General features: G+C 60.8%; 23 protein-coding genes, 1 pseudogene and 1 riboswitch. Of the genes and pseudogenes, 4 read left to right on the top strand and 20 right to left on the bottom strand.

What is annotated here, in order from left to right; all coding sequences use genetic code 11:
- Position 1: 1 nt before the first annotated feature.
- The 4 genes from gcvT to I2G20_RS09845 form a co-directional block, all read right to left on the bottom strand.
- Positions 2-1141 carry a glycine cleavage system aminomethyltransferase GcvT gene (gcvT, locus tag I2G20_RS09860; RefSeq protein WP_196259535.1) on the bottom strand — a complete coding sequence of 380 codons (1140 nt, stop codon included), beginning with the start codon at positions 1139-1141 and terminating at the stop codon, positions 2-4.
- A gap of 157 nt (positions 1142-1298) precedes the next feature.
- Positions 1299-1396: riboswitch (glycine riboswitch) on the bottom strand.
- A gap of 37 nt (positions 1397-1433) precedes the next feature.
- Complete coding sequence (locus I2G20_RS09855) at positions 1434-1994, bottom strand: hypothetical protein (RefSeq protein WP_196259534.1); 561 nt, start codon at positions 1992-1994, stop codon at positions 1434-1436.
- A 17-nt stretch (positions 1995-2011) separates the two neighbouring features.
- Positions 2012-2506 (bottom strand): peroxiredoxin, encoded by a 495-nt coding sequence (locus I2G20_RS09850; protein ID WP_196259533.1) that lies wholly within the window; start codon positions 2504-2506, stop codon positions 2012-2014.
- Positions 2507-2663: 157 nt separating this feature from the next.
- Complete coding sequence (locus I2G20_RS09845) at positions 2664-3497, bottom strand: protein-disulfide reductase DsbD domain-containing protein (RefSeq protein WP_196259532.1); 834 nt, start codon at positions 3495-3497, stop codon at positions 2664-2666.
- A 132-nt stretch (positions 3498-3629) separates the two neighbouring features.
- Between I2G20_RS09845 and I2G20_RS09840 the strand changes: the two are divergent.
- Positions 3630-4211 (top strand): annotated as a pseudogene (locus I2G20_RS09840) (YqgE/AlgH family protein); the annotation flags it as partial.
- On the opposite strand, the gene I2G20_RS09835 reads toward I2G20_RS09840, so the two are convergent.
- The 12 genes from I2G20_RS09835 to coxB all read right to left on the bottom strand — a co-directional run bounded on the left by I2G20_RS09835 (position 4208) and on the right by coxB (position 16862).
- A complete protein-coding gene (locus tag I2G20_RS09835; protein ID WP_196259530.1) occupies positions 4208-7105 on the bottom strand; it encodes an EAL domain-containing protein in 2898 nt (965 codons plus the stop codon). The pseudogene I2G20_RS09840 and the gene I2G20_RS09835 sit on opposite strands and share 4 nt — an antisense overlap.
- Before the next feature lie 74 nt (positions 7106-7179).
- Positions 7180-7776: a GNAT family N-acetyltransferase gene (locus tag I2G20_RS09830; RefSeq protein WP_196259529.1), complete on the bottom strand. Its 597-nt coding sequence runs from the start codon at positions 7774-7776 to the stop codon at positions 7180-7182.
- A gap of 12 nt (positions 7777-7788) precedes the next feature.
- Positions 7789-9015, bottom strand: coding sequence for a M16 family metallopeptidase (locus I2G20_RS09825; RefSeq protein WP_246473000.1), 1227 nt, complete (start codon positions 9013-9015; stop codon positions 7789-7791).
- A 37-nt stretch (positions 9016-9052) separates the two neighbouring features.
- A complete protein-coding gene (gene thrC, locus I2G20_RS09820; protein WP_196259527.1) occupies positions 9053-10453 on the bottom strand; it encodes a threonine synthase in 1401 nt (466 codons plus the stop codon).
- Between the two features lie 34 nt (positions 10454-10487).
- Positions 10488-11273: an SURF1 family protein gene (locus tag I2G20_RS09815; protein WP_196259526.1), complete on the bottom strand. Its 786-nt coding sequence runs from the start codon at positions 11271-11273 to the stop codon at positions 10488-10490.
- On the bottom strand, positions 11274-11657 hold the full coding sequence (locus I2G20_RS09810; RefSeq protein ID WP_196259525.1) for a DUF983 domain-containing protein: 384 nt from the start codon (positions 11655-11657) through the stop codon (positions 11274-11276).
- 46 nt (positions 11658-11703) lie between these two features.
- Complete coding sequence (locus I2G20_RS09805; protein ID WP_196259524.1) at positions 11704-12540, bottom strand: cytochrome c oxidase subunit 3; 837 nt, start codon at positions 12538-12540, stop codon at positions 11704-11706.
- A gap of 17 nt (positions 12541-12557) precedes the next feature.
- Complete coding sequence (locus I2G20_RS09800) at positions 12558-13100, bottom strand: cytochrome c oxidase assembly protein (protein ID WP_196259523.1); 543 nt, start codon at positions 13098-13100, stop codon at positions 12558-12560.
- Entirely contained in the window at positions 13101-13262 is a 162-nt protein-coding gene (locus I2G20_RS09795; protein WP_196259522.1) for a hypothetical protein, read from the bottom strand.
- Complete coding sequence (locus I2G20_RS09790) at positions 13262-14188, bottom strand: heme o synthase (protein WP_196259521.1); 927 nt, start codon at positions 14186-14188, stop codon at positions 13262-13264. The genes I2G20_RS09795 and I2G20_RS09790 overlap by 1 nt, the downstream gene beginning before the upstream one ends.
- 81 nt (positions 14189-14269) lie before the next feature.
- A complete protein-coding gene (gene ctaD, locus I2G20_RS09785) occupies positions 14270-15928 on the bottom strand; it encodes a cytochrome c oxidase subunit I (RefSeq protein ID WP_196259520.1) in 1659 nt (552 codons plus the stop codon).
- Positions 15929-15962: 34 nt separating this feature from the next.
- Complete coding sequence (coxB, locus tag I2G20_RS09780; RefSeq protein WP_196259519.1) at positions 15963-16862, bottom strand: cytochrome c oxidase subunit II; 900 nt, start codon at positions 16860-16862, stop codon at positions 15963-15965.
- Positions 16863-17154: 292 nt separating this feature from the next.
- On the opposite strand from coxB, the gene I2G20_RS09775 reads away from it, so the two are divergent.
- Entirely contained in the window at positions 17155-17664 is a 510-nt protein-coding gene (locus I2G20_RS09775) for an invasion associated locus B family protein (protein ID WP_425502633.1), read from the top strand.
- 203 nt (positions 17665-17867) lie between these two features.
- Here the strand turns inward: I2G20_RS09775 and I2G20_RS09770 are convergent, their stop codons facing one another.
- Positions 17868-18071 (bottom strand): YjiS-like domain-containing protein, encoded by a 204-nt coding sequence (locus tag I2G20_RS09770; protein WP_196259518.1) that lies wholly within the window; start codon positions 18069-18071, stop codon positions 17868-17870.
- Between the two features lie 114 nt (positions 18072-18185).
- On the opposite strand from I2G20_RS09770, the gene I2G20_RS09765 reads away from it, so the two are divergent.
- A complete protein-coding gene (locus I2G20_RS09765) occupies positions 18186-19085 on the top strand; it encodes a LysR family transcriptional regulator (protein WP_196259517.1) in 900 nt (299 codons plus the stop codon).
- A gap of 4 nt (positions 19086-19089) precedes the next feature.
- Here I2G20_RS09765 and I2G20_RS09760 read toward each other — a convergent pair whose 3' ends face one another.
- A complete protein-coding gene (locus I2G20_RS09760) occupies positions 19090-20466 on the bottom strand; it encodes a glutamate--cysteine ligase (RefSeq protein ID WP_196259516.1) in 1377 nt (458 codons plus the stop codon).
- 110 nt (positions 20467-20576) lie between these two features.
- Positions 20577-21317: a 16S rRNA (uracil(1498)-N(3))-methyltransferase gene (locus I2G20_RS09755; protein WP_196259515.1), complete on the bottom strand. Its 741-nt coding sequence runs from the start codon at positions 21315-21317 to the stop codon at positions 20577-20579.
- 69 nt (positions 21318-21386) lie between these two features.
- Between I2G20_RS09755 and ubiA the strand changes: the two genes are divergently transcribed.
- Positions 21387-22313 (top strand): 4-hydroxybenzoate octaprenyltransferase, encoded by a 927-nt coding sequence (gene ubiA / locus I2G20_RS09750; RefSeq protein ID WP_196259514.1) that lies wholly within the window; start codon positions 21387-21389, stop codon positions 22311-22313.
- 115 nt (positions 22314-22428) lie between these two features.
- On the opposite strand, the gene I2G20_RS09745 is transcribed toward ubiA, so the two are convergent.
- Positions 22429-22941, bottom strand: a complete 513-nt coding sequence (locus I2G20_RS09745; protein WP_196259513.1) for a DUF6101 family protein — start codon at positions 22939-22941, stop codon at positions 22429-22431.
- Positions 22942-23080: the final 139 nt, after the last annotated feature.

Genomic DNA, 23080 nt, shown 5'->3' with positions numbered 1-23080 from the left:
GTTATTGTTTGCGGACATAGCGTTGCGGGACGAACGGCATTTTGGCAACCGCGCCGGGGACGGGCTTGCCGCGCACCATTGCGGTGACCGGGGTGCCCTCGGCGGCAAGCGCCGCCGGAACGTAGCCCATGGCAATCGAAGCCTGCGCGGTCGGGGCGAAGGTCCCAGAGGTGACGCGGCCGATAGCGGTACCGTTTTCATCGACAAGCTCGGCTCCCTCGCGTACCGGCTGGCGCCCCTCAAAGCGCAAGCCGACGCGGCGGGTGTCTGCGCCTTTGGCAAGGCGCTCGATAACGTTTCCGGCGCCGATGAACCCGCCTTCTGCGCGGCGGCGCTTGCCTATAGCAAAGAGCAGATTGGCGGAAACCGGATCGATGTTGTCGTCCATGTCATGGCCATAAAGGCAAAGCCCCGCTTCAAGCCGCAAGCTGTCGCGGGCGCCGAGACCTGCCGGTTCGACCAACGCGTCGGCAACGAGGAGATCGAAAAGCGCCGCGGCGTCCGCGTTGGCGATGGAAATCTCGAAGCCGTCCTCGCCCGTATAGCCCGAACGGGAGACATTGGCAGAGATACCGCTGATCGTCGCCGGAGCGGCCTGCATGAAGCCCAGACGGTCGGAAATGTCGCAGTGCTTGCCCAACACCTCCGCCGCGCGAGGGCCCTGCAGGGCGACAAGGGCCAGCTCGTCGCGCAACTCAAAAGTAACGGTCCTGACCGGGTTCTGCATATAAGCGAGGTCGTGGTGCTTGCGCGCGGCGTTGACGACGATGAACATCACGCCGTCCGCCGCCTGCCCTTCTGCCGGGCGGGTAACGATCAGATCGTCCTCGATGCCGCCCTGGGGATTGAGCAGGACTGTGTAGCGCATCTCGCCCGGCGCGAGCGAGGCCAGGTCAGCGGGGGTGAGCGTTTCGAGAGCGGCGATGGTGGTCCCATGATCGGGTCCGGTGATAACCACCTGCCCCATGTGAGAGACATCGAACAGGCTTGCTGCACTACGGGTGTGATTATGCTCGGCAACTATTCCCGAATACTGCACGGGCAACGCGTAGCCGCCGAATTCGACCATGCGTCCGCCTGCGGCGACATGGCGGTCATAGAGCGCTGTTCTCTTGAGTTCGGTGGCGGGGTCTTCAGCCATTATTTTCTCTCCGGCACAAGGATGCGGGCAGCATCGAGCGGCGCTCTCGCGTCAATTTCGATGCCCCCTCTGTCCTTGACCTGAGAGATTTCCCGGGAATTTCCCGGCTACGCCCTTCGGTGGGAAGCAATTAGCGCTTCCGCTTTCCAGAGTTCTATAGCTGACGGCGGTCCCTTGTGCCTGAGAGTTTCCGGGGCGGTTGCTCCTTCGGCGCCGTTCCGGTCAAACCGAAACGATCTCTCCCGCTGTCGGGCGCGACCATGAAAGAATCATCGCCGCGCGTCAATCGGTTTTACGTATCAAACCCCACCCATATCGTGATGGTTTCCCCACCCACGTACGGCACCGTGACGTTTTCCACCGTGTGCGAAAACTCGTTTGGAGTAGATGGCGATGCGGAGACTGCGAGGTCGTAACGCTGGGAGAAGACCGCCAGTCCGTCGCGTTCGACAGCGAAACGGAGCGGCACGTTGACGTTTCCGGCCTGGCCCTGGGGTCCCAGGATAACGCGTCCGACCGCGCCCATGCGGATGGTAATGACGCCGTTGGCCACGGTGCAGTTGCGCGAGATGCGGTCGATTACGCTCTGGTAGCGCAGGGCTTGCGGATCCGACGTCCGATTGCCGGTGAACGCGCGATGACTCCCGGCGCCTTCTCGGATACGGATTGGCGGACACTCGGTGGCGATTGCAGGTACGGCAGTACTGGCACCCTGGGCGACCTGGGCCTGCGATGCCGTGGCGCCTGCGAACTGCGCATCGTCATTGCCGCCGAACATCGAGCCCATCGAGCAGGCCGAAAGCGCCAAGGCGAGCGCTCCGCTGCCCAAAATCTTGGAAATCCCGGTAAGCATTGCCGTCGTCCCCTTCCCTACAGCGCGGTCAGTTGTTCGATGATGGCCGGCGCGCCGGACACGGTGACTTCACCGCGCTCCGGCTCGCTTGCAACGTGTTGTACCACACCATCGATGATTATGAGGGCATGCCGGCCGAAACGCGTGCCCATGCCGCTGGCCGTCATGTCTTTGTCAAATCCCAGTTCCCTTGCCAGAGCAGCCGATCCGTCGGATATGAATTCGATGTCCGCCAGCGCACCTGTCGCCTCGGCCCAAGCTTTCATCACGTGATGATCGTTGACTGCGGCGCAGACGATCTTTTCGACGCCCAGCGCCTTGATGTCGTCCGCGGCGGCGAGGTATCCGGGCAAGTGATTGGCATGGCAGGTGGGCGTGAAGGCACCGGGAACCGTGAACAGCACCACTTTTCCCGAGCCCAGCACCTGATCCGCCGTCGTATCGGAAACGCCATCGGCAGCAACGTGTTTTACGGGAATGGCAGGAACCGGCTGGCCGGTCATTATGGTCATGAACGCAAGTATCCTCTAGACAAAACGCAATGGAGGCGCCCGCGCCACCCACAGCCGGCGGCAAGGCAACACCTGAATGCGGCCAGACCAAGACAGCCAAGCGCAAACATGCCTCTTTAGATGCAGTCTTAGTGCACTTGGGGGATCGCGTCGAGGTTTACGTTAATGGATCGCAACCATTGCCCACACATGAGGTGGTCTGGAGGGTGCGCACCACCTCATAGGGGCCCGAGGGGGCCAAGAACGTGATGTGTACCGTTGCGCCTTCCGCAAGGCCGGCATCACCCTTGCCCAGCAGCGGAAAGCGCAGCGTTCCGGCTGTTCGATCCCGCTTGGGGGGACCAAATAGAAGATGCTTACCGGCGATATCGGCGATCGCGGTTTCATCGGGAAAGTCCTCATCTGCCAGCACGGCAACAAGCACGTTCTCGGCGGAAAGGTACACCACCTCGCCGATGGGATCAGGCCCTTCCCAAGCGGCCGGAACCTCGGCGCGCGCCTGACGTACGCGCAGCATGTTTGCGGCGTCAGGGGCGGCCGGATTTATCCCGAGCGCGAAATCCACACTCACCGGGACGCAGATATCGGAGCAGATACCGAGCTTTGCGCTGAGTTGGACAACGGGCCGGTTGCCGGTCAGTTCGACTTCGATAGGCAGGATTGTATGGCCATAATAGGCATGGTCGAGATAGGTATCGGTCTCAGCGCGTGTCGGGTACGGCCATGCGACGGTGGCGCCGCCTATATCGGTCGAGCCCGAAAAGTCGAACTTGGGCGGAATGCCGGATTCCCCGGGCACGCGCCAATAGGTCTTGGTCGAAGCCGGCATGTCGATCTCAAGTGCGATCCAGGTCGTTCCCGCTTCGGTTGCGAGGTCCACAGATACCAGGCGGATCGCCACGTCCGGCATGACTTCCTGCCACGGCGTCTCGCCCGCCATTGCCGGCGTTGCGGCCATCACGAGCAACAGGGCTTTGAGGATCGACTTCATAGGTGGAACATCTAACCCAGATGCATCTTATGAAAAAGTCGGTCTCGGATCAGGGGTTCGTGATCGATGTTTAATTGCACTTTTCGGAAGAGCGTTTAACTTAATGGGTGCGGCGGGCAGAAAGCGAGAAGTACGATGGATACGCTCAAGGGCCAATTCCTGATCGCGATGCCTGACATGGTTGACGAGCGGTTTGCCGATACGGTCGTTTATCTCATCGCGCACAGCGAAGACGGTGCAATGGGGTTGGTCGTGAACAAGCCCCTGCCTGACATGCACATATCCGACATCCTCGAAGAGGTCGACCTAAGCGAGGGCGAGGACACAATCCGCATCCCCCAAAGCAAGCTCGATGACGACGTATTGCGCGGCGGCCCCGTGGAAACCAGCCGTGGCTTCGTGCTCCATTCGGACGATTATTTTCGTGATGGCAATTCCTATCCGGTCGAGGACGGTATCTGTCTCACCGCCACGCTCGACGTGCTTCGCGCCATCGCCAAGGGCACCGGCCCGGCCAAAAGGCTCCTGGCGCTCGGGTATTGCGGCTGGAGCGCCGGCCAGCTCGAAAACGAATTGCGAGCCAATGGCTGGCTGACGGTCGATGCGAGCGAAGACGTGTTGTTCAAGGTTCCGCCTGAAAAGCGCTACGATGCCGCGCTTGCCAGCATGGGCTTGACCCGCGCTACGCTGAGCACACAGGCAGGCTCTGCCTAGCCTGCCGCAATCTGCGCGGACAGCTTGCGCTGGAGTTCGGAGCCCGGCATGGCGGCGCCGAATGCAAAGCCCTGAGCATAACGGCAGTTGAGGCTTTTGAGCCGTTCGATCTCGTCCTCGGTCTCCACGCCCTCGGCAATCAGCGCCAGATCGAGCTCTCGCGCCAACGAGACCACGGCATTGATGATCGGAATCTGGGTGTGGGAAATGCCACTCTCGTCGCGTATCTGAACAAAGCTTGCGGGCAGTTTGACCGTATCGAACGGAAACCGGTGAAGATAGGCGAGCGAGGAATACCCGGTTCCAAAATCATCCAGTGCAAGCCCCAGTCCCAATTCCCTGAAGGCATGAAGCATGGCGACCGCGTGCTCTGGATTGCTCATCAGCTGGCTCTCGGTGATTTCCAGCTTGATATGGCGAGCCAGCCCCTTGTGATCTGCGACCATCGACTTGACGTCGTTAAGCAGGGTTTCACTGGTCAACTGCGTGGCAGAAAGGTTGACCGAAACGAAAAAGCCCTCGGGTAGCTTGAGCCCGGAGGCCAGAACCCGCGTCTGCTCGGCGGCCTGTTCCAGCGCGATGCGGCCGAGTTTCTCGATCTGGCCTGTCCGTTCAGCCAATGGAATGAACGCATTCGGGCTGACCTGCCCGCGCTCGGCGTGGGTCCAGCGCATCAGCGCCTCGGCACCGACGATCTTTCCCGAATGGATGTCGACGATGGGTTGGTAGAGCAACTGCAGATCGCGTTTTTCAAGTGCCTGGGCGAGATCGTCCTCCATCGCCTGGGCATAGACGGCGATCGAGCGCGTGACCGCGCGAAACGCCTCGATCCGGTCGCCGCCGTGCCGCTTCGCGTAATGCATGGCAAGCTCGGCATCGCGCAACACATCCTCGGCAGAAACCGGCCTGTTGTCGTAAATCGTGATGCCGATGGAGGCGGTGACCGCCAGGTCGCGGTCACCGAAATTGAACGGAGCGCGCAGCGCTTTTCGCATCTGCTCGGCAATCTCGGCGATCTTTGCGGCAGACTGCTCGGACAGGAGAACGACGGCGAACTGATCGCCGCTGAAGCGTGCCAGTGTATCGAGTGGGCGTAACAGACGCGCGAGACGCCGCGAGACGGCGAGCAGAACGGAGTCCGCCGCCATATGGCCGATGCGCTCATCGATTTCGGTGAACCGGTCAAGATCGATGAGGAATACGGCAGGCTTGACCTCGTTGAACTCACGGGCCCGGAGCAATGCCCGCTCAAGCCGGTCGATGAGAAGCTGGCGGTTGGGTAGGCCGGTGAGGCTGTCATGGACGGCGTCGTGGAGCAGCCGGTCGCGCGCGGCGCGATCGTCGGTCACGTCCTGGAGCGTGCCGATGATCCGGTTGACCTGCCCGTCCCCGCCCACCACGGGCTTCACACGCATCTTGAAGGTGCGGTACGCGCCGTCGGCCCCGGCAATGCGAATGTCGGAATTGACCTTGCCCCGCTTGAGTTCGATGAGCGTATCGAGGGCGGTGCGGAATCGGTCCCTGTCGTCGGTATGGATGCGGTCGAGCCAGCGCTTAATCGCGCCGCGTAGCGCGCCCTTGCGCTCGCCCAGCCGGATGGCGAGTTCGTCGGAAACGCTGACCTTGTCGCGGTCGATATTCCAATCGAACACGAAATCGCCGCTGCCGGTCATGGCGAGGGCCCTGCGCTCGACTTCCGAGAGGGAGCCGATCGAGACCTGTCCATCCGAAAAGGCATGCTGCACGGCGGTAAAGCCCAGGAGCATGACAATCAGGACCAGTCCGCCCGCAACGGCGGATTGGGCGATGTCGTTGCTCACCTGACCTGTGACGACCATCCAGGCATAAACCAGCCAGGCGAGATAGATGACCCAGGTTGGGACCAGCATAACCGCCCTGTCATAGCCACGGATCGAAAGGAGCAGGACAAGAAACAGTCCCATGAGCCCGATGAAAGCGAGCGCGGAGCGCGCGATACCGGCGGCGAGCGGGGGATTGAAGAAGGCGTATCCGAGCAGAGCGATAAAAATCACCGAGAAGCCGAGCGCGAGATGTGCGAAGCGGAAATGCCAGCGGTGCAGATTGAGATAGATGAACAGGAAGCCGAAAAGCGTTGTGGCAAGTCCGGCTTCGGCCGCCGCGCGGAAAGCCTGGATGTTGGCGTTTCCCGTACCGCTCAGCGGCCCGAGAATGCCAAAATCCACGAGGAGATAGGCCACAACCGACCAGGACAATGCCGCTGTGGCCGGGAACACGCCCCTGCCCTTGACCACGAACATGATGGTGAGAAAAACCGCGGCGAGCGCGGAAATGCCGAGCACCGTGCCGCGGAACAGCGTGAAGGAATTGATGTAGTCACGATAGGCGTTGGGCTCCCAAAGATAGAGCTCGGGAAGCGTCGGCGATGAGAGTTCAGCCACCAGTGTCGTGGTTGCGCCAGGATCGATGATGACACGAAAAACATCGGCCTCGCGATCCTGAACACGCTCGGGCCGCAGACCGTGGCTTGGCGTCAACGCCGTGATGCGAGCGGAACCGAGATCGGGATATAAGACACCTGAGCCGGGAAGCCTGAAGTAAGGTGCGACGAGAAGGCGCTCGATCTGGACGTCGCTTTCGTTGCGCAACGCAAAGACAGCCCAGTTGGGATTGTCTCCGGGCGCCAGAGAGATCACCTCGATGCGGCGGATGATACCGTCCTCTCCCGGCGCGGTGCTGATCTGCACACGCCCCTCCTGCCCGGGCACGATATCGATGGCAGCACCAAGATTGACAGCATTGATTCCCTCGGGCACCGATACGATCTCGAATGCCTGTACGCGCCCCGCCAGAGCCATGGACGCCAGCATAAGCATGGCGGCAACAAGCAGCGGGCGGAGGAAGGAAAAATGCATAAATACTCGGTCCCGAATTGATTTTCCCGTGGTAGCGGGCTTTCTTGCGGGCTGGCAACCCATGAATAAGACTATCAACCGGCAAAGCCGTTATAGTGTTCGCGGGTCAGCGCGAACAGGAGATGATCGCGCCATTCGCCGTTGATCTGGAGGTAATATTCGGCAAGTCCGATTTCCCTGAACCCGTTGGATACGAGCACGCGACGCGAGGCGACGTTGTCTGGGAGACAAGCCGCTTCGACCCGGTGCAGGCCCAAGGTGTCGAAGACGAAAGGCAGGATCAGGGCAACCGCCCGCGTCATAATGCCTTTTCCGGCAAAATCCACAGCCATCCAGTAACCCAGGGTGACGTTCTGCGCGGCACGGCGACGGATGTTGGATAGCGTCATGCCGCCCACCATTACGGGACGCCGCGGTGTGTGCTCGAAGATCAGAAGAGAAAATTCAGTGCCTGCCGCCGCATCGCGCCGGTTGCGTCGCACGCGGTCTGCAAAGCTCCTCGCGGTCAGTTCGGCCTCCCCCCAGCGTGGCTCAAACGGGGTCAGGAACTGTCGGCTCCTGAGACGCAGCGCGCGCCATTCCGCATGGTCAGTGAGATGCGGACAGCGGATCGTCAGTCCATCTCCCACGATGACCGGTGTCGTCTGACGGCTGGTCACGAAGCTGAACATGACGCGCCGCCGCTACCGGAAGGTGTTTTCTATGGCTGAATAGTCCAGCATGTTCTGGACCGGACCAATGCCTGCGACCGCGGGTCGGGCTGCCTCGAGAATCTGACCTGCCACATGCCGCACGCGGGCCGCATCGATACGGTTGATGCGGTCGACCGTTTCCTGAAGGGGGATAGGGCGACCCCACAGGATCTGCTGGCGGGCAAGCTGACCGGCACGCGAGGACGGGCTTTCGAGCGACATCAGCAAGCCGGCGCGAATTTGCGCCCGAACGCGGCTGACCTCTTCCTCTGTGATGTCCTTTGAAGCGCGGTGCAACTCCTCGAGGATGACGGGAAGCAGTTCGGCGACGTCGTTTTCGCCCGTGGCGGCGGCCACGCCGAACACCCCGCTATCGGCAAATGCCCAATGGAAAGAATAGACCGAATAGCAGAGCCCGCGCTTTTCGCGCACCTCCTGAAACAGTCGCGAACTCATGCCGCCGCCCAGGATCGAGGACAATATCTGCGCCGCGTAAAAACCGTCGGAATTATAGGCACGGCCTTCCAGCCCGAGAACGATGTGCGCCTGCTCGTGGCTCGAGGCCATGCGATGCTCGCCGCCGATATAACGGGCTTTTTCGGGAGTCGGCGCGCCACTGACGCGCAAAGTGTGAAAGCGGTCGTTCGCGAGGTCGACAAGCTGGTCGTGATCGACATTACCGGCCGCCGAGACGACCATGCTGTCGCCCACGTAATGATCGGACATATAGGCGCGAACGGCATCCGTATCGAAACTGCGTACCGAATCCTCGGTGCCCAGGATGGTGCGGCCGATGGGCTGGTCGGGAAAGGCGGCTTCCTGGAAGAGGTCGAAGACGTAATCATCCGGATTGTCGTGGGAAGCGCCTATTTCCTGGCAGATGACGTGCTGTTCACGCGCCAATTCGCGCTCATCGAAAATCGAATTCTGGAGAATGTCGGCAAGAATATCGGCGGCGAGCGTGACGTCGTTCTTGAGAATGCGGGCGAAATAGCCTGTGTGCTCGATTGAGGTTGCGGCGTTCAGGTCGCCACCAACGGACTCGATGGTTTCGGCGATTTCGCGGGCCGAGCGGGTTGTGGTGCCCTTGAAGGCCATGTGCTCGAGAAGGTGCGATATGCCGTGCTGGGTGGCGGTCTCACTGCGCGAACCGGACTTCACCCAAACACCGAGCGCGGCGCTTTCAAGGTGGGGCATGGTGTCCGTGATTACGGTCATGCCGTTGTCCAGTGTCGTTGTACGGACGTTCAAGGTGTTAGTCCTCCCATGCGCGGGTCTTTGCGCGGATGAAATCTTCCACAGCCTGCCGGTCGTTAGCCAATACCGAGAAGCTTTCCCGCCGCTCACCCAAGTCCGCCATATGTCGGGGGAGTGCGGGATGGGCGCCGGTGGCGGCTTCGACAACCTCGGGGAACTTGGCCGGATGGGCAGTGGAGAGGGTAATGAGGGGCGTATGACCGAAATTGAAACCGCGTGCGACCGCGACTCCGACTGCGGTGTGCGGATCGATCAGATATTTCGACTGATTGAAGACGTCGGCAATGATCGCCGATGTCGCTGTTTCGTCGGCCATGCCGGAGCCGAATTCCTCGCGGATGACAGCGAGGGCGCTTTCCGGAATAGCGAAGCCGCCAGACTGGTCGAAGGAGTTGAGCAGGGCCGCAGTGCGCTCGCCATCGCGCCCGAGCGCCTCGAACAGCAGCCGCTCGAAGTTCGAGGACACCTCGATGTCCATCGAGGGGCTGGCGGTTCTGACAACGCCGCGCTTGTCGTAGCGCCCGAACTTGACCGCGCGGCGCAGGATGTCGTTAGAATTGGTGGCGATGACCAGTTTTTCGACCGGCAAGCCCATCTTCTTTGCGACATAGCCGGCAAAGATATCGCCAAAATTGCCCGTGGGCACGACGAAGGTCACGGCGCGGTGGGGAGCGCCCAAGGCGACGGCAGCCGTGAAATAATAGACGACCTGGGCGACGATGCGGCCCCAGTTGATCGAATTGACGCCCGAAAGCTTGGCCGCATCGCGGAAGGCATGGTTGTTGAACATGCCTTTGACGATGGCCTGGCAGTCGTCGAACGTGCCTTCGATAGCGATGTTGAAGACGTTGTCCTCGAGTACAGTCGTCATCTGGCGGCGCTGGATGTCGGACGTACGACCCTTGGGGTGCAGGATGAAGATGTCGGTGTTGGTACGGCCTCGGAACGCCTCGATAGCCGCCGAACCTGTGTCGCCCGAGGTCGCGCCGACAATCGTCGCGCGCTCGCCACGCTGTCCCAGAACATAATCCATCACGCGGGCCAGGAACTGCATGGCCACGTCCTTGAAGGCGAGCGTGGGACCATGCCAGAGCTCGAGCACGAAGTGGCCCGGCTCGAGCTCGAGAAGCGGCGTACGCGAGGGATGGGTAAAGCTCTTATATGCCGCCTTGATCATCGCCATGAGATCGTCGGGCGGAATTTCGTCGCCCACAAAACGCGAGATCACCGCGAATGCCACGTCTTCGTAATGGCGATTCCCGAAGTTATGAATTTCCTCGGATGTGAACTGCGGCCACGTCTCGGGGACGTAGAGCCCGCCATCGCGCGCCAGTCCGGCCAGAATAACTTCGCAAAACCCTAGCGCTGGCGCGTTGCCACGCGTGCTTACATACCGCATCGAACGAAAGTCCTCTTCAAGCGACGCGCGCACCCTAATCCCGCCGGCCTCCCGGGGCAAGATTTGTGCTCCGCCTTTGCCGCCAGAGCCAGAAGCCGAGCATGATCGGCGTAATGGCGGCAAATATGAACCACGTGCCGGCGTATTCGAGATGGCGATTGGGGAAGGTGACCTGCGTTTCTCCCCCCTGCGGCAGCATGCCAGGCTCGCCCGCAGGCAGATCGACGGTCACCGGAGCCGTGGCGATGTCCTCCAGCCGCGCGACCTCCGACAGGCGTGCAGGGTCGCGAACCCATTCGCGACGCGCGGCAAAATCGGGGCCGGGCGTAAAGGGGTTGGCCTCTTCCGGCTTGCGGGCGATGCCCTCCAGACGCACCTCGGTTTCGGAGACGAGGCCTCCGTCTGCGTAACCAGCGGCAAGGTGCTCGGGAACAAAGCCACGATTGATCCATACGATACCGCCATCGGCAGTTTCGAGCGGGGACATCACCCAGTACCCCGCGCGCCCGTATCGACCCTGCGGATCCGAGAGGTTGGTGAAGACAAGGACTGTGCGGGCATGGTCGAATGTGCCCGAGAGTGAGACCGGCCGATAGTCCAACGCATCAGGCGTGATGCCGGGCCACTGGGAAGCGGAGGGAAAGGCGAGGGGCGCCTGGGTGAGGCGCGTTTCCACGGCGGCAATGAGCGCGTCTTTTTCGGCCAGGCGCTGGAGTTGCCAGACCCCGAGGGTTACGAACAGCGCCGTGAGCAAAAGCATCAGGACGACGAAGCCGATCCGCCCGAACACACCGACCTGCTCGATGGGCGATGACGTCATCTAGTCGATCCGCTCGCCCGGTTCGCCACCGGGCTTAGCCCCGGCCTTGTATTGCAGATTGACCAGCGCACCCTTGAACGGCCTCAGGAAAAGCATCGAAAGAATCACCGTCATCGGCAGCCACACCATGAGATGGACGAGGGCCGGCCAATGCCAGAGGGCGTCGGTGATGAGCCAGAGCGCCACGATAATGGTGCCGACGGGGAACATGATGAGGACGGCAGGACCGTCGCCGCTATCGGCAAACCCGAAATCCAGCCCGCAGCTTTCGCAGCGTTTGGCGAGGTTCAGATAGCCCTTGAAGAGGTGGCCTTCCCCGCAACGCGGACAGCGGCCACGCAGGCCGGTTGCAAAAGGCGAGAGGCCACTGGAGTTTTCGGTCATATGGACAGCCGCCGGGAGGCAGGGCTCTCCCGGCGCCTTTCAGGTTTTAGTGAACCGCTATGGTCGCGCCCCACGAACCCCAAACGTAGATCGAGGCAAAAAGGAACAGCCAGACCACGTCGACGAAATGCCAGTACCAGGCTGCGAATTCGAAGCCGAGGTGCTGCTTGGGCGTGAAATGACCCCTGAGCGTACGGATCAGGCAGACCAGGAGGAACACGGTTCCGATGAAGACGTGGAAGCCGTGGAAGCCTGTCGCCATGAAGAATGTGGCACCGTAGATATTGCCCGCGAACGAGAAGTGCGCCTGCGAATATTCGAGAATCTGCACTGCGGTGAACAGAGCGCCCAGCAGCACGGTGAGCACGAGGCCCCACTTGAGGCCCTCGCGATCGTTTTCGAGGAGCGCATGGTGCGCCCAGGTGACCGTGGTGCCCGAGAGCAGCAACACGAGTGTGTTGAACAGCGGCAGGTGCCAGGGGTCGAACACCTCGACGCCATGTGGGGGCCAGACGCCGCCAGTGAAGGCGACGCGCGCTTCCTGGACGATCTCGTCGGGGAAGAAGGCAGCATCGAAATAGGCCCAGAACCACGCAACGAAGAACATCACCTCCGAGGCGATGAACAGGATCATGCCGTAGCGATGATGAAGCTGGACAACCGGTGTGTGATAACCCGAATTGGCTTCCGCAATCACGTCGGACCACCAGGCAAACATGACGTAGAGCACGCCCACTAGCCCGGCAAGGAACAGCCAGGGCACACCACCGTGCATCCAGTTGATGCCCCCGATTGCCATCACAAAAGCGGCAACGCCACCCAGGATGGGCCAGGGGCTGGGATCTACCAGGTGGTAGTCATGGTTCTTGGTGTGGGCTGCCATGTCGGTTTTATCCCCAGTTATAGAGCATGGAATGTATAAGACAGCGTGATTTGGCGGATTGTACGCAATTCGCTGTCGAGGTCGAGATCGGGATCGACGAAATATGTGACCGGCATCTCGACGGTTTCGTAGGGCGCGAGTTCCTGTTCGGAAAAGCAGAAACACTCGATCTTGTTGAAATAGATCCCCGTGGATTCGGGCGTGACGTTGAAACTTGCCGTCGTCTTTAGCGGCTTGTCGCTCAGGTTCGTGGCTCGATAAACGACAGTGCTCACCTCCCCGATCGGGTTGGTTTCGACTCGCGCGGGCTGAACGCGCAGCGGCAAGCCGGGCGAAATGGTGGCATCGAAACGAACGCCCATTTCCCGCCCGATCACGCCCTTGACGTTGCCGTCGGAAACCTGGGTGGTCCCGCCATAGCCGGTAACACGGCAGAAGAGATCGTAGAGCGGCACGGCGGCGAACGAGGCGCCAAGCATGAAAATGGCGACACCGACCAGCCAGAGCATTACCTTGCGGTTGGCGGCGTCTTTCTCGCTATGGGCGGACAAGCTGCTCATCTAGATTTCCCGCACCAGCACCTCGGGGCCGAGCTTGACCACGGTTATGGCGTAAAAGATGACGACCAGCGCAGCAAGCGCCAGCGCAATCGCGATCGAGCGTCTGCGGCGGCGGCGCAGGAATTCCTCATCGGTCTGCGGGGTGGGCTTTTCGTCGGCCATCAGAGAACTCCGAACCATTTGATGAGGCCGACATCGGCCAGCAGCGCGACAAAGAGCACGAAGAGATAGCTCAGGGAATAGGCGAAAAGGACGCGGGCGCGCCGCTTCATCTCCTTGCCTTCCGAGAACCGGAGGCGCACGGCAAGAACAGAAAAGCCAACGCCCAGAAGGGTAGCGGGAACCGCATAAAACCAGCCCACCAAACCGGTCAGCACGGGTCCGAATGCGGTGAGCGTCAACAGGACCGTGTAGATGACAATCTGGTTCTGCGTGACCAATTCGCCGGCCACGTTGGGCAGCATCGGAATGCCGGCGGCCTGGTAATCGCCTTTCTTATAGAGCGCCAGCGCCCAGAAATGGGGCGGGGTCCACAGAAAGATGATCATGAAGAGGATCAGCGCGTCGATCGAGACCGAACCGGTCACGGCTGCCCAGCCGATCATCGGAGGGAAGGCACCGGCGGCGCCACCGATCACGATGTTCTGCGGCGTCGAGCGCTTGAGCCACATCGTATAGACGACGGCATAAAAGAAGATGGTGAAGGCCAAAAGCCCGGCAGCGAGCCAATTGGCGGCCAGCCCCAGAACGACCACCGAAAAGGCCGAAAGCGTAATGCCGAAGAACAGGGCCTCGTCGCGCGTGACCCGGCCCGAGGGAATCGGGCGGTTGAGCGTACGGCTCATCACAGCGTCGATATCGGCATCATACCACATGTTGAGCGCACCCGAGGCCCCTGCCCCGATGGCGATGCACAGAATGGCGATAAACCCGATAACAGGGTGAATTCCGCCCGGCGCAACCAGCATGCCGACAATGCCCGTGAACACCACGAGCGACATCACGCGCGGCTTCAGCAGCGCGAGATAATCCTCGACCTGCCCGAAGGAGGCTGCCGAGGTTTCGCGATGGTCGTCAGCGTAGGCCACGAGTGAGGTTCCCAGTGTCTTCAATAACGCATGACCCGGATGCCCGGGTCATGCCTATTTCTGTTTTCGAAATGCCGTCCGTTACTTGAAACGCGGCAGGTTTTCGAACTGGTGGTAGGGCGGCGGGGACGACAGGGTCCATTCCAGCGTCGTTGCACCTTCGCCCCACGGATTGTCCGCAGCCTTGCGCTTGCGCGCCCAGGCCTCGAACATCGCAAAGAAGAAGATGCCCATGGCAACCAGAGTCACCAGATATCCCCAGGACGAAACGCTGTTCCACAGCGCATAGGCATCTGGGTAATCGATATAGCGACGCGGCATGCCGGCGAGGCCAAGGAAGTGCTGCGGGAAGAAGATCAGGTTCACACCGATGAACATGATCCAGAAATGCAGCTTGCCCAGGAACTCATTGTACATCACGCCGAACATCTTGGGGAACCAGTAATACCAGCCCGCAAAAATCGTGAAGACCGCACCGAGCGAGAGTACGTAGTGGAAGTGCGCCACCACGTAATAGGTGTCGTGCAGTGCGCGGTCGGCACCCGCATTGGCCAGCACCACGCCTGTCACGCCACCGACGGTGAACAGGAAGATGAAGCCGATGGCCCAGAGCATGGGTGTCGTGAACCGCATCGAGCCGCCCCACATGGTCGCGATCCACGAGAAGATTTTGACCCCCGTGGGCACGGCGATGATCATGGTCGCGGCAACGAAATAGCGCTGCGTGTTGAGCGAAATGCCGGTCGTATACATGTGGTGCGCCCAGACGATGAAGCCGACAGCGCCGATGGCCACCATCGCATAGACCATCGCGAGGTAACCGAAGATCGGCTTGCGCGAGAAGGTCGAGATGATGTGGCTGACGATGCCGAAGCCGGGCAGGATCATGATGTAGACTTCAGGGTGCCCGAAGAACCAGAACAGATGCTGGAACAGGATCGGGTCGCCGCCGCCGGCCGGATCGAAGAACGCCGTGCCGAAATTGCGGTCGGTCAGAAGCATGGTGATCGCACCGGCCAGAACCGGCAGAGCGAGTAGCAAAAGGAACGCCGTCACCAGAACCGACCACGGAAAGAGCGGCATCTTGAACATCGTCATGCCAGGGGCACGCATGTTGAAGATGGTGGTGATGAAGTTGATCGCACCAAGGATAGAGGATGCGCCGGCGATGTGGAGCGAGAGGATCGCGTAATCCATCGCTGGCCCGGGCTGACCCGAGGTTGAATAGGGCGGATAGACGGTCCAACCGCCACCGACGCCCATCGCGCCCGGAGGGCCTTCCATGAACAGCGACAACAGCAGCAGCAGGAAGGCGGGCGGGAGAAGCCAGAACGAGATATTGTTCATGCGCGGGAAAGCCATGTCCGGCGCACCGATCATGAGCGGCACGAAGTAATTGGCGAACCCGCCGATCACCGCCGGCATGACCACGAAGAACACCATGATCAGCCCGTGAGCCGTGGTGAACACGTTGAACATGTGCTTGCCCGCGTCGAGCGAAGCGTCGCCGCCGACCCCGTATACCATCTGGGCGAGGCCCGGGAAGATCTGGATACCCGGCTCGGCTAGCTCCCAGCGCATGAAGCCCGAGAGCGCACCACCGATGATCCCCGCGAAGATCGCGAAGTAGAGGTAGAGCAGGCCAATATCCTTGTGATTGGTCGAGTACAACCAGCGCTTCCAGCCCGTCGGCGTACCGTGGTGATCGTCGTGGGCGTGTTCTGCGTGCGCTTGAGCCATTTTATTCCCTCTTAAACTTCCTGCCTGCGCCTGATCAGTTGGCTTGCGCCAGGACCAAATTGGCAGCGTTCAAATCGCCGGTCTCGGCGATCGCGAGCCAGGCGTCATATTCGTCCTGCTCGACGACGCGGACGGCAATCGGCATGAAGGCGTGATCCTTGCCGCACAATTCCGAGCACTGTCCGTAATACATGCCGGTGCGGCGGGCGTAGAACCAGGTTTCGTTGAGACGACCGGTTACCGCGTCGACCTTGACGCCAAAGGACGGCACGGCGAAGGCATGCAGCACGTCGGCGGCCGTAACGAGGACGCGAACGGTCGTGTTGACCGGGACGACCAGTTCCTGATCGACCGCCAAAAGGCGCGGCTCATCGGGCTTGGCCGCCATGCGCTGCTCTTCGTTGAGCATCACCGAGACGAAATCGAAGCCCTCATCAACATATTCATAGCCCCAATACCACTGGAAACCGGTCGCCTTGATGGTGAGCGTGGGCTCGGGGACCTCGACGTCTCCCGTAGAGAAGATGTTTGCACCGAGGTAACGCCGTTCGCCATCGGGCATGGTTTCCTGATCGGCGAGAACGCCGAAGGACGGGATGGCGATAACGATCAGGATGAGAACCGGGGCGACGGTCCAGACCACCTCGATGACCGTGTTGTGGGTAAACTTGGCGGGGACCGGATTGGCCCGCTGGTTGAACCGCACAATCGCGATGATCAGCAGCGCAAGCACCAGCAGGACGATCCCGGTGATGATCCACATCAACAGGTTGTCATGGAAAGCCACGATCGAATCCATGATCGGGGTCACCGAGGTCTGGAATCCAACCTGGCCGGGAGCGGGTTGTCCGACCTGGGCGTAGGCTGCTGCGGGAATGAACGCAAGAAGCGCGGCGAGCGAGGCCTGGATGAGACGGAAAGACAATCCTGTCACCTGGATCTCTCCTGAACGTGTTGTTATTTGCGCTCCCTATACCGAAACGTTCGCGCATGGCAAATGCCGCACGCTCCCGACTCAGGTCCAGGGTGCAGGTTTTTATGCGTTCAGCTAAACCACATCCGGCTATTCAAGGCAATTGACCACAATGCCACAATTTGTGCGTCATATTGCGCCAAGGGGATGCGTCGCGGGCGGGGCTTGGTTGGCGCCAAGGTTGACAATACCGCCCCCGCTGGCCGACATGAACGCTGGTAACCTTTCGTCCGGATTCGGCAGGAGATAAGCCTTGCACAACCGCATCCATGCAGCAATTTGCACCTTGGCGCTCACGTTCCTTGTCGTTGCCGGAACCTCGTCCGCGCAGGCGCAGGGCACCGTTCGGTCCCAGCACGGGGACTGGCAGATGAGCTGCGACATGCTGCCAGGGGCAAGCGAGGAGCAATGCGCCCTGATCCAGAACGTTACAGCCGAGGATCAGCCCAATGTCGCGCTCTCGGTGATCGTGCTCAAGACGGCGGACCGACAGGCTAGGCTGTTGCGCGTCCTCGCCCCACTCGGGGTTCTGCTCCCCAACGGGCTGGGGCTCAATATCGATGGCGAGGACCAGGGACGTGTGGCGTTTGTGCGGTGCCTACCCAATGGGTGTGTGGCCGAGGTGGTGATGGACGATGAACTCATCGAAAAGCTCGCGGACGGCACGACCGGCTATTTTATCGTCTTCAAGACCCCCGAGGAAGGCATAGGCATTCCGGTTTCGCTCGCCGGTTTCGGAGAGGGTTTCGAGGCGCTCCCGTAAACTCCCTACGCGTCGAAATGAAAAAGCCGGACCTCTCGGTCCGGCTTGGGTCAGGAAACAAGGCCAAAAGGCAAATGGCTTTGTCTCTTATTGGGCTTCCGGTTTGGCGGGCGCCGGCAAAAACGCTTGTCCGCCGCGGAAACCCGCTATCGGAACGGCGCGACCTCAAGGGGGGAAGGCCGGCGTTCCAATTCGTCAAATGGTCAACGCAGCCACTCGGTGGCGCGGGCAGAGCGGCGGGCGGCGAGAAGCCGACCGGCATTGCTGCCGCTCTGGAGGGCGTCCGCGATATCGTACCGGCTCAGGCCGATGTCGCTCAGCAGTGCCGGATCCATGTTGAGGAGTTCACGCAGAGTGGAGCGGCGCATACCCGCGCCCTTGCGCGCCCAAGGGAAAAAATGTGCCATCGTTCTCTCTACCATTCAAGTCGTCTTTAGCTCCCCATAGATAGGCACTTGCATCTCATTATTCAAACAAATAGATTTCATTCTTTCGATCAATATTAGTGATGGATTTTCAGCATGGTCAGCCCGCTCGATCTCGACCAATTGCAAACGTTCTGTGCCATCGCCGATTGCGGCAGCTTCACGGAGGCGGCCCGAAGGGTCTACAAGACCCAATCGGCAGTCTCGATGCAGATCAAGCGGCTTGAGGACAGGCTTGGGCAGGCGCTTTTTCTGCGCGACGGACGGCGCGTGACGCTGACCACCGAAGGTGAGGCGCTCTATGCCCGTGCCCGGCGGATGCTCAAGATCAATGCCGAAATCGTCGACATGTTCTCGACGGACGATCTCTCGGGCAATATCCGGTTCGGGGTGCCCGATGACTATGCGGTCAAGCTGCTGCCGGTGATTCTCTCAAGCTTCCAGCGGACTCACCCCAAGATCACGGTGGACGTACGCTGCCAGCCTTCCGAGGAACTGCTCGAAGGGATGCGTTCGGGGAAATACGACGTCATCGTCTTTACCCAAGGCACGATGCATGAGTTCGGCGAGTTGTTCCGGACCGAGAAGATGCACTGGGTCGCCAGCCATGGCGGTGCAGCCTTGGCCAGTGATCCCCTGCCGCTGGCCTGCGGGCCGAGTTACTGCATCTGGCGTGCCGATGCGGTTGAGGCGCTAAGCCGGATGAATCGCGATTTCCGGGTTGCCTACACCTCGTCGAACGCCACGGCGATCACCAGTGCGGTGCTTTCCGACCTTGCGGTGGGTTTTCTGCCCGAAAGCGCAATCCAGCCGGGAATGAAGATCATCGCCGAAGACTATGGCCTGCCCCGCCTCGCCGACGCGCAGATCGCGCTGATGCGCGCCAGCCACGCGTATGGCGGCATTTACGATGCGCTGGCACGGCATATCGTCGAGAGCATGGGCAACCTGCCGGGCCGAAATCAGGATTCCCAGCCCGAGGAAGCGGCGGAATAGGGCTTCAGGCCCCCTTCCCCATCGCCTTTTCAAGGAAGATGCGGGTAACGTCGCCGCCCCACGGACCGTTATAGAGATCGAGGAGGCGCTCGGCGGGGGTCTTGCCCATTTCGAGAGTGTGATCGAGTGGCCGGAGAAAAACCGCCTCGTCGGCGCCTTCCCAGTTGAGCCGATTGCGGGCCTTGAGCCCGGCGCGCGAAATCGCCAGCGCTTCCCTGGCGATATCCATCACCGTTCCATTCCGGAAAGCGGTCTTGAGGGCTGTCCCGGGCACTTGATGACGGAGGGTGTCGCGCTCTTGCGCGGTCCAGTCCTTGACGAGGTCCCAAGCCGCATCGAGCGCGGTCTGATCGTAAAGTAGCCCGACCCAGAAAGCCGGCAAGGCGCAAATGCCCTGCCAGGGCCCGCCGTCGGCACCGCGCATTTCGAGGAACTGCTTCATCCGCACTTCGGGAAAGAGCGTCGAAAGATGATCCTCCCAGTCCTTGACCGTAGGCTTCTCACCCGGAAGCTGCGGCAGCTTGCCCTCAAGGAAAGCGCGAAAACTCTCGCCGGCGCAATTGATGTATTTGCCATCCCGGATGACGAAATACATCGGCACGTCAAGCGCATGATCGGCATAGCGTTCAAAGCCCATGCCGTCCTCGAAGGCGAAGGGCAACATGCCGGTGCGGGCATTGTCGGTATTGAGCCAGATATGCGAGCGGAAGGACAAAAAGCCGTTCGGCTTGCCCTCGAGGAAAGGGGAATTGGCAAAGAGGGCGGTGGCAACGGGCTGGAGCGCGAGGCTCACGCGCAGCTTTTTGACCATGTCGGCTTCGGACGAAAAGTCGAGATTCACCTGCACGGTGCAAGAGCGGTACATCATCGACGTGCCCAGCGTGCCGACCTTGTCCATATAGGGAGTCATGATCCCGTAGCGGGACTTGGGCATGGCGGGGATTTCATCGAGCGTCCAAGTGGGCGCGACGCCGACTCCGAGGAAATCGATGCCCATCGGTTCGGTGAACTTGCGCAAGAGCCGCAAATGGTCGTTGGTCTCGACGCAGGTCTGATGCAGGGTTTCAAGCGGGGCACCGGAGAGTTCGAACTGGCCGCCCGGCTCTAGCGAGATCGAACCACCACCCAAGGGATCGTTGAGCCCGATTACGTTCTCGCCGTCATAATAGGGCGTCCAAGCCGTTTCGGCCTGGACCTTCTCGAGCAGCGCGCCAATGCCGTTTTCACCGGAATAAGGCACGGGTTTGAAGCTGTCGCGATAGAAGGTGAATTTCTCATGCTCGGTGCCAATCCGCCAATCTTCCCTGGGCTTGCAGCCGCGCGAAAGGGTTTCGACAAGCTGCGCACGCGATTCGATGACGGGGGATGGCGAATAGGCCATGAGATACCTCTAGGAAGTCCAACCATCAGGCCCGAGGCCGAGTGGTTGCGCGACAATAGCGGCATCGATACCGAGATCAATCCCCTTTATCGTAGATTGACGATAAATGTTCACCAGTCCCCTGCTACGGCCTGAATGAGTGCGAGAGCGGCCACCGCGGCTGTATCGGCCCGGAGGATACGCGGCCCGAGACTTATGGCCACCACGAAGGGTTGGGCACGGAGCATGTCACGCTCCTCGGGCGCGAATCCGCCCTCGGGCCCGACGAGTAATCCGAGCCGCTTTCCCTCAAGCGTTGCGATCGTATCGACCGGCGAAGTCGAGGCTGTTTCTTCGTCGCAGAAGACAAGCGTGCGGTCGCCGTGGACCTGCTGCCAGGTTTCCATGAGACGCACGAATGGGATGGCAGGGTCGACGCGGGGGACAGAGAGGACCTCGCATTGCTCGGCCGCTTCGATAGCGTTTGCCCTGAGCTTGTCTGGATTGACTTTGGGGTTCTGGACGTAGCGCGTGATGACCGGCTGGATGATGCCCGCCCCCATCTCGGTCGCCTTCTGGACCACGTAATCGAGCCGCTTGATCGGCGCGAAACCGTACCAGAGGTCCGCCGCCTGGGGTTGTTCGGCGCTTTGTTCTATGAGGGTCAGTTCGACCGTCTTTTTCGATGCCTGACCAATTTCGGCAAGGAATGCGCCGTCACGGCCGTTGAATACCACGCACCGGTCCCCTTGCCCGCGCCGCAGCACATTGACCAGATAGTTGGTCTGGTCCTTGTCTAGCGGCAGCCGAACGCCGGCACTCATTGCAGTGTCGATATGGAGGCGCGGCAAGGTCTTGTGAGTTCGGGGCATGTTGACTTGTGCACTTATGGGTTTAGTGCCTTTGTGCCAGAGAACGGGGAAGGGAAAAAGGCCCGCGCGATGCAAGAGAACAAAACCGGCGTGGTAGCCGATGCGGTGCGGGGCAACTGGGTGGACCGTTTCGCTCCCGAGGCGGCAAAACCCTATCTGCGCATGTCGCGCCTCGACCGGCCGATCGGGTACCAGCTACTGTTCTGGCCGTGCGCCTTCTCTCTCGGTCTTGCTGCCATCGCCACCGGCACCGATTTCAACTGGTACTATCTGGTGCTGTTTTTTGTCGGTGCCATCGCCATGCGCGGTGCGGGCTGCACCTTCAACGACATTGTAGACCGGGATATCGACGAGAAGGTCGCCCGCACGCGCTCACGCCCGATTCCCTCAGGGCAGGTCAGCGTCAAACAGGCAATCGTCTGGATGATCGCGCAATCGCTAGTCGGGCTGTTGGTGCTCGTCCAGTTCAACACCTATACGATTTTTCTCGGCATCGCCTCGCTGGTGCTTGTGGCCATCTACCCTTTCATGAAACGCATCACCTTCTGGCCCCAGCTCTTCCTCGGGCTGGCCTTCTCGTGGGGTGCCCTGGTGGGATGGACAGCAGTGACGGGCTCGCTGGCGCTTCCGGCGATTGTCCTCTATCTGGGCTGCATCGCATGGACGATCGGCTACGATACGATTTACGCCCTGCAGGACGTCGAGGATGATGCGCTCATCGGGGTAAAATCCACCGCGCGGCTGGCGGGGGATCACGCAAGACCCTTCATCGCGACGTTCTATGCGATTGCAGCGGTCCTCTGGGCGGTCTCAGCTTTTCTGGCCGGTGCCGGCTGGCCATTCTGGGTGTTGGGTACCGTACCGCTGGGGATGCTCGTATGGCAGGTCGTGACACTGGAACGCGCCAACGGGGCGAAATGCCTTATGCATTTCAAATCCAACCACTGGCTTGGACTTGCGATAACCGTGGCAGTGCTTTTTGGCGGATTTGCGTAACAGCGGGTTTCGGTTCCGGCCATGCGCGGTCCGCCGCCAAGGAAGTCGCTAAAAGAACAAACCCCGCTCGGTGAGCGGGGTCTGCCGGTCTGCTTTGGAGATATGTTTCGACCAATCAGGCCGTTTGCTCGCCGGGCTTGCGGCGGCGGGCGAAGCGGGTGCGGCGCTCGGCATCGGCGGCCAGCATCCGGCGACCGCTCTGGTGGCCGACCATCACGCCGCCAACCTGTTGGGAATATGCCACGAGGCTGCCATCGCCCGCCCGGATATAGAGCGGCAGGCGGAGCTTCTTGCCCCAGTTCTGCCATTCGGCGACGACGTCGGCGTTGCCGTCCTCGGCATAGACCTGATAGTTGAATTCCTCGTTGGGATGGACCAGTTCGATGGTGCTGGTGAGCACGCCTTCGGGGCTGATGCGCGAGCCGACGGCGACCCCTACGTATTCGGCAACCGGCACCTTGATCTTGACGGCCACGCCGCTCTTGTCGAGCTTGCGGCGCACGGTGACCATCATGCTCTCCTGGCGGGGGCCATTGTCGTTGGCCGGCTTGAGAACCAGATTTCTTGGATATGCCGCCCCGAGGAACAGGGCGACGGGCGCATCGCCCATCGTCACACCGCGAACCATAACTAGCCTTCCTGTCAACTTCCGAGAGCTTTTTGTTTTTTGGTGCTCTCTTGTTGAAGCCAATCTAGCGCGGCGGTCTCATCATCGGCTTAAAAAATGGGGTTAAGTTTCTCTTGTCGCGAAATGGGTTAGCAGATCG

Source organism: Pelagibacterium limicola (genome assembly GCF_015694405.1).
In the GTDB taxonomy this organism is placed as follows: Bacteria; Pseudomonadota; Alphaproteobacteria; order Rhizobiales; family Devosiaceae; genus Pelagibacterium; species Pelagibacterium limicola.
The sequence above is the reverse complement of the archived record's forward strand: the minus strand, read 5'-3'. Positions and strand labels throughout refer to the sequence as shown.